This window comes from Sphingomonas sp. (genome assembly GCF_036387595.1).
In the GTDB taxonomy this organism is placed as follows: domain Bacteria; phylum Pseudomonadota; class Alphaproteobacteria; order Sphingomonadales; family Sphingomonadaceae; genus Sphingomonas.
Map to the genome: position 1 here is coordinate 1 of NZ_DASVTL010000121.1, position 6040 is coordinate 6040.

Sequence of the window (6040 nt, forward strand, 5' to 3'; positions counted from 1 at the left end):
GGCGTGGCGTCGCTGGGCGGCTATGCCGAGGTGTTCCAGCGCAACGTGCTGGCCAGCGGGGTCGTGCCGCAGCTGTCGCTCATCATGGGGCCGTGCGCGGGTGGTGCGGTGTATTCGCCGGCGATGACCGACTTCATCTTCATGGTGAAGGATTCGAGCTATATGTTCGTCACCGGCCCCGACGTGGTCAAGACGGTGACCAACGAAGTGGTGAGCCAAGAGGCGCTGGGCGGGGCGGTGACCCACACCACGAAAACCAGCGTGGCGGACAATGCGTTCGAGAACGATATCGAAGCGCTGCTGGCGGCGCGCGACTTCATCGATTTCCTGCCGGCGTCGAACCGCACCGGGGTGCCCGAACGGCCGACCGCGGATGCGTGGGACCGGATCGAGGATTCGCTGGACACGCTGATCCCGGCCAATGCCAACCAGCCGTACGACATGCACGAGCTGATCCGCAAAGTGGTCGACGAAGGCGATTTCTTCGAGACGCAGCCGGCGCATGCGGCGAACATCATCACCGGCTTCGGCCGGGTCGAGGGGCGCACGGTGGGCTTCGTGGCGAACCAGCCGATGGTGCTCGCGGGGGTGCTGGACATCAACTCGTCTAAGAAAGCGGCGCGGTTCGTGCGGTTCTGCGACGCGTTCGACATCCCGATCGTGACCTGCGTCGACGTGCCCGGGTTCCTGCCCGGCACCGCGCAGGAACTGGGCGGGATCATCAAACACGGCGCCAAGCTGTTGTTCGCTTACGGCGAAGCGACGGTGCCCAAGATCACCGTCATCACCCGCAAGGCTTACGGCGGCGCGTATGACGTGATGGCGTCCAAGCATCTGCGCGGCGATTTGAACTACGCCTGGCCCACCGCCGAGATCGCGGTGATGGGAGCCAAGGGCGCGGTAGAGATCATCTTCCGCGGCAAGACACCGCAAGAGATCGCCGAACGCACCGCGGAATATGAGGCGCGCTTCGCCAACCCGTTCGTGGCGGCGACCATGGGCTTCATCGACGAGGTGATCCAGCCGCACTCGACGCGCCGACGGATTGCGCTTGGCTTACGCAAGCTGCGGGGGAAGGTGCTGGAAAACCCGTGGAAGAAGCATGACAATATTCCTCTATGAGCAGGCGCGGCTATGAGGCTCGTAAACTGGTCGAAGAGCGTTGGCCAAATCTGTCCAATCTGATCGGTTGCTACTTCAACCAGGATTTCGATCTTCTCTACGGCTCGCTGGAAGGAGCATTCGAGAGCGCGGTTCGTGATGGAACGCTTGCTTACCGTCAGTCCGTTTTAAGGGAATGGAGAGATTTGCAGCTAGTTGAAGGAACCGGGACAGACCTCCGGGCGAGCCTTGCCGTGCTTGGTGCCGACGTGTTGTTCAAAAAAGCGAAAGATGCCCGTTCTTTCATGAACTTGTTTTACGACAAGCTGATCGAGCAAGTGCGAGCCGAGACAAGCAAGGAGTGGAAGCCATGACCCTCGGTCGCATCAACCACGTTGGCGTCGCGACACCGTCGATCGAGAAGTCAGTGGACACGTATCGCACGCTGCTCGGCGCGGACGCGATTGGCGAACCGTTTGACTTGCCCGCACAGGGGGTCCGCGTGTGCTTCATTGATTCGCCGAATACGCAGATCGAACTGATCGAGCCGTATGACGACACCTCGCCGATCGCGGGGTTCCTGCACAAGAACCCGGCGGGGGGGCAGCATCATGTGTGCTTCGAGGTGCCTGACATCCACGCCGCGGTTGCCGATCTGACGGCCAAGGGTGCGACGGTGCTCGGAAGCCCGCGGATCGGTGCGCATGGGACGCCAATCGTGTTCGTTCACCCGAAGGATTTCGGCGGAGTGCTGATCGAGCTTATGGAGGCCCCGCGTGGGTCGCACGCGTAGCGTCTGCTATGCGAAAGGATTAGGGTTGCCGCATGAACAAGCCGCTTCAGCTACCACCCGTCGCCGACGACGACATCGGTCCCCTCGACGCGAATGGCGAGCAGATCTGGTCGTCCGAGGAGGAAACGGCCAGCGTGCGGATGTGGGCCGATCCCGAATTCCAGGCCGGGCTCCAGGAAGCCGAACGGCAGATCGATCGCGGTGAGTGGCATCCGCATGAGGAGGTCGTCGCACGGTCGAAGGAGATGAAGCGGCGCTGGTTCGTGGAGAAGGGCATCACCCCGCCGCCCGGCTATTTCGAGCGTTGAAGATCGTCTGGACGCCGGTCGCGGAGGTCGACCGGGACCGCATCTGGATGTTCCTGGCCGAGCAATCGGTGGTTGGAGCGGACAAGGTCGAGGCGAGGCTGCACCAGCGGTTGGAATCGCTCCGCGGGGTGCCTCGTCAGGGGCGTCCCATTGCAGAGGGCCGGCGCGAGTTGTCGATCCCCGACATCCAGCTTCGGGTTATCTACCGCATCGCCCCAGAAGAGAACGCCGTCCGCATCCTCCGCCTCTGGAGCACGCGGCAGAATCGCGAGGGACCATGACCTACGACCACATCCTCACCGAACGCCGCGGCGATGTCCTCGTCGTCATGCTCAACCGGCCCGATCGCCTCAACGCCGCGCCGCCGGCGATGTTCGAGGAGATCACTGCGGCGCTTGGGCGTCTGGACGGCGCCCGCGCGGTGCTGTTCGCGGGGGCGGGGCGAGCGTTCTGTTCGGGGGCGGATGTCGGTGGCGGAGCGCTGGGCAGCGACAATCCGGGGGAGGCGACCTATGCGGCGCTGACCGGCAGCTACAATCCCGCGCTGCTGGCACTCGCAAGCCTCGATGTGCCAGTCGTCAGCGCGGTGCGTGGGCCGGCGGCGGGGATCGGGTGCAGCCTGGCGCTGGCGGCGGATTTCTGCATTGCGAGCCAGACCGCCTATTTCCTCCAGGCGTTCGTCAACATCGGGCTGGTGCCCGATGGCGGCGCGTCGTGGATGCTGCCGCGGCTGATCGGGCGCGCGCGCGCCACCGCGATGATGATGCTGGGCGAGCGGGTGCCCGCCGCCAAGGCGCTGGAATGGGGGATGATCCATGAGGTCGTGCTCGACGAGGCGCTGGATGCGACCGCCTTCGCGCTGGCCGAGCGGCTGGCGGCGGGGCCGACGATCGCGCTGGGGCTGATGCGCCGCGGGCTGCACGATGCGCTGGAGAGCGATTACGCCAGCGCGATGGCCGCCGAGGCGGAGAACCAGCGCACCGCACGCGGCAGCGCGGATTCCATGGAAGGCGGCATGGCTTTCCTCCAGAAGCGTAAAGCGCAGTTCCGGGGCGCCTGATGGCCGAGATCGAGATCAACACCGGCGAGGATGCCGGCGCCGCGCCCCCAGCGCCGCCGCAACCCCAGCCGCAGCCCGAGCCGGTCGCCCGGCCGGTGCTGGCCGATTGGGAGCGCGCCGCGGCCAAGGAGACCAAGGGTGCCGATCTGATCTGGGCCACGCCCGAGGGGATCGCGGTCAAGCCGCTGTACACCGCCGATGACGTGACCACCGATCCCGGTCTGCCCGGTTTCGCGCCGTTCACCCGCGGGGTGCGTGCGTCGATGTATGCGGGGCGGCCGTGGACGATCCGGCAATATGCGGGCTTTTCGACCGCGGAGGCGTCCAACGCCTTTTACCGGCGCAATCTGGCGGCGGGGCAGAAGGGGCTGTCAGTCGCGTTCGATCTCGCCACCCACCGCGGCTATGACAGCGATCATCCGCGGGTGGCGGGCGATGTCGGCAAGGCCGGGGTCGCGATCGACAGCGTCGAGGATATGAAGATCCTGTTCGACGGCATCCCGCTCGACCAGATGAGCGTCAGCATGACGATGAACGGCGCGGTGATCCCGATCCTGGCCTTCTTCATCGTCGCGGGCGAGGAACAGGGCGTGCCGCGGCATCTGCTCGACGGGACCATCCAGAACGATATCCTCAAGGAGTTCATGGTCCGCAACACCTATATCTATCCGCCCGAGCCGAGCATGCGGATCGTCGCGGACATCATCGCGTATACCTCCGCCGAGATGCCCAAGTTCAACAGCATCTCGATCAGCGGCTATCACATGCAGGAAGCCGGGGCGACGCAGGTCCAGGAACTGGCGTTCACCATCGCCGATGGCCGCGAATATGCGCGCGCGGCGATGGCGGCCGGACTCGATATCGACGCGTTCGCCGGGCGGCTGAGCTTCTTCTTCGCGATCGGCATGAACTTCTTCATGGAGGTCGCCAAGCTGCGCGCGGCACGCACCCTGTGGCACCGGGTGACGACCGAATTGGGGGCCAAGGACGAGCGGTCGAAGATGCTGCGCACGCATTGCCAGACGAGCGGCGTGTCGCTGGCCGAGCAAGACCCCTATAACAACGTCATCCGCACGACGATCGAGGCGCTGGCGGCGGCATTGGGCGGCACGCAGTCGCTCCACACCAATGCGCTGGACGAGGCGATCGCGCTGCCGACCGACTTCTCCGCCCGCATCGCGCGCAACACCCAGCTGGTGCTCCAGGAAGAGGCGGGGATCACCAAGGTCGTCGATCCGCTGGGCGGCAGTTATTATGTCGAGAGCCTGACGCAGAGCCTGGTCGAGGAGGCCTGGGCGATCATCGAACGCGTCGAGGCCGAGGGCGGCATGGCAAAAGCGGTGGCCGCGGGATGGCCCAAGGCGATGATCGAGGAAGCCGCTGCCGCGCGCCAGGCACGGGTCGATCGCGGCGAGGACGTGATCGTCGGGGTCAACCGCTATACGCTGGCCGAGCAAGATCCGATCGACATTCTGGACGTCGATAACGTCGCGGTGCGCGAGGCGCAGGTCGCGCGGCTGGCCAGGATGCGCAACGACCGTGACGAGGCGAAGTGCAAGGCTGCGCTGGATGCGCTGCGCGAGGGGGCACGAATTCCTCCCCGGCACGGGGAGGGGAACCATGCGCAGCATGGTGGAGGGGGCCTGCCACAAGCGGCAGCGCTCGCGGAGGTTCCCCTCCGTCAGCCTGCGGCTGCCACCTCCCCATGCTGGGGAGGAAATAAAGAAACCAATCTCCTCGCGCTTGCCATCGACTGCGCCCGTCACCGCGCCACGCTCGGCGAGATCAGCCAGGCGATGGAGGATGTGTTCGGCCGCTACGGCACGCAGCCGGCGCCGGTCAGCGGCATTTACGGCGGCGCCTATGCCGACGACGCGCGCTGGGCGCGGCTGACCGATGGCGTCGCGGCGACCGGGCGGCGGCTGGGGCGCCGCCCGCGGATGCTGGTCGCCAAGATGGGGCAGGACGGGCACGACCGGGGCGCGAACCTGGTCAGCAGCATGTTCGGCGACCTGGGCTTCGACATCGTGCCGGGTGCGCTGTTCCAGACGCCGGGCGAGGTCGCGGCGCTGGCGCTCGAGAAGGACGTCGACATCGTCGGCGCGTCGAGCCTGGCGGCGGGGCACAAGACGCTCATCCCCGAATTGATCGGGCATTTGCGCGACGCCGGACGTGCGGACATCAAGGTGATCGCAGGCGGGGTGATCCCGGCCCAGGATTATCAGGCGCTGCGCGATGCCGGGGTGCAGGCGATCTTCGGACCCGGCACCAACCTGATCCAGGCGGCGGAGGATGTGCTGCGGCTGCTAGGGCACAACATGCCGCCCGAACAGGATGCGGCCGAATGAGCCTGGGCTTCTCCGTCGAGACGCTGGTGCCGGCCGGCCGCAGCGGCGGGGCCTTGCGCATGGGATTATCGCGGGTTGCGGAGGCGGATTGGCTGTTCCCGGCGCCCGATCTCGGCGCGCGCGTGGCGGCCTTTGCGACGCATCCCGACAGCGTCGTCGTGCTGCCGCAAGCGGCCCACGCCGCGCAGGAAATAGCGGCGCTGATCGGCGTGGCCGGTGGGCTGGGCGAGGCGGCAAAGGCGGTGTGGGAGGATTTGTGCATCCTCCAGCCGATCGGCGCGGACGGCGTCTATGTCCTGACAGCGGGTGCGCTGGCGTTTCCGACCGACTGGCATCTGGGCGAGAAGATCGGCTTGCCCGTCACCGCCATCCACGCGCCGATCCACGGCTATGCGGAGCAATTGGCGCAAGGGGTGGATCATGTGCTGGC

The 6040-nt window shown here is 66.3% G+C and carries 8 protein-coding genes; all 8 read left to right on the forward strand.

Features of this window, described 5'->3' with window-relative positions:
* Window positions 1-1122: acyl-CoA carboxylase subunit beta (locus tag VF643_RS15275; RefSeq protein WP_331044249.1), on the forward strand; the 1122-nt coding region annotated here is incomplete at its 5' end.
* A complete protein-coding gene (locus VF643_RS15280; RefSeq protein WP_331044250.1) occupies window positions 1119-1475 on the forward strand; it encodes a contact-dependent growth inhibition system immunity protein in 357 nt (118 codons plus the stop codon). The genes VF643_RS15275 and VF643_RS15280, both read left to right, overlap by 4 nt.
* Window positions 1472-1894, forward strand: coding sequence for a methylmalonyl-CoA epimerase (gene mce / locus VF643_RS15285; RefSeq protein WP_331044251.1), 423 nt, complete (start codon window positions 1472-1474; stop codon window positions 1892-1894). Before VF643_RS15280 ends, mce begins: the two co-directional genes overlap by 4 nt.
* Window positions 1895-1926: 32 nt before the next feature.
* On the forward strand, window positions 1927-2202 hold the full coding sequence (locus tag VF643_RS15290; protein WP_331044252.1) for a hypothetical protein: 276 nt from the start codon (window positions 1927-1929) through the stop codon (window positions 2200-2202).
* A complete protein-coding gene (locus tag VF643_RS15295) occupies window positions 2199-2483 on the forward strand; it encodes a type II toxin-antitoxin system RelE/ParE family toxin (protein ID WP_331044253.1) in 285 nt (94 codons plus the stop codon). Before VF643_RS15290 ends, VF643_RS15295 begins: the two co-directional genes overlap by 4 nt.
* A complete protein-coding gene (locus VF643_RS15300) occupies window positions 2480-3262 on the forward strand; it encodes an enoyl-CoA hydratase-related protein (protein WP_331044254.1) in 783 nt (260 codons plus the stop codon). Before VF643_RS15295 ends, VF643_RS15300 begins: the two co-directional genes overlap by 4 nt.
* Complete coding sequence (gene scpA / locus VF643_RS15305) at window positions 3262-5610, forward strand: methylmalonyl-CoA mutase (protein WP_331044255.1); 2349 nt, start codon at window positions 3262-3264, stop codon at window positions 5608-5610. Before VF643_RS15300 ends, scpA begins: the two co-directional genes overlap by 1 nt.
* On the forward strand, window positions 5607-6040 hold a 434-nt coding region (locus VF643_RS15310; protein ID WP_331044256.1), incomplete at its 3' end, for a heme-dependent oxidative N-demethylase subunit alpha family protein. The genes scpA and VF643_RS15310, both read left to right, overlap by 4 nt.

Coding starts and splice junctions, on each gene's coding strand:
- VF643_RS15300 (WP_331044254.1), top strand. CDS start 2,480: ATGACCTACGACCACATCCTCACCGAACGCCGCGGCGATGTCCTCGTC.
- VF643_RS15280 (WP_331044250.1), top strand. CDS start 1,119: ATGAGCAGGCGCGGCTATGAGGCTCGTAAACTGGTCGAAGAGCGTTGG.
- scpA (WP_331044255.1), top strand. CDS start 3,262: ATGGCCGAGATCGAGATCAACACCGGCGAGGATGCCGGCGCCGCGCCC.
- VF643_RS15290 (WP_331044252.1), top strand. CDS start 1,927: ATGAACAAGCCGCTTCAGCTACCACCCGTCGCCGACGACGACATCGGT.
- mce (WP_331044251.1), top strand. CDS start 1,472: ATGACCCTCGGTCGCATCAACCACGTTGGCGTCGCGACACCGTCGATC.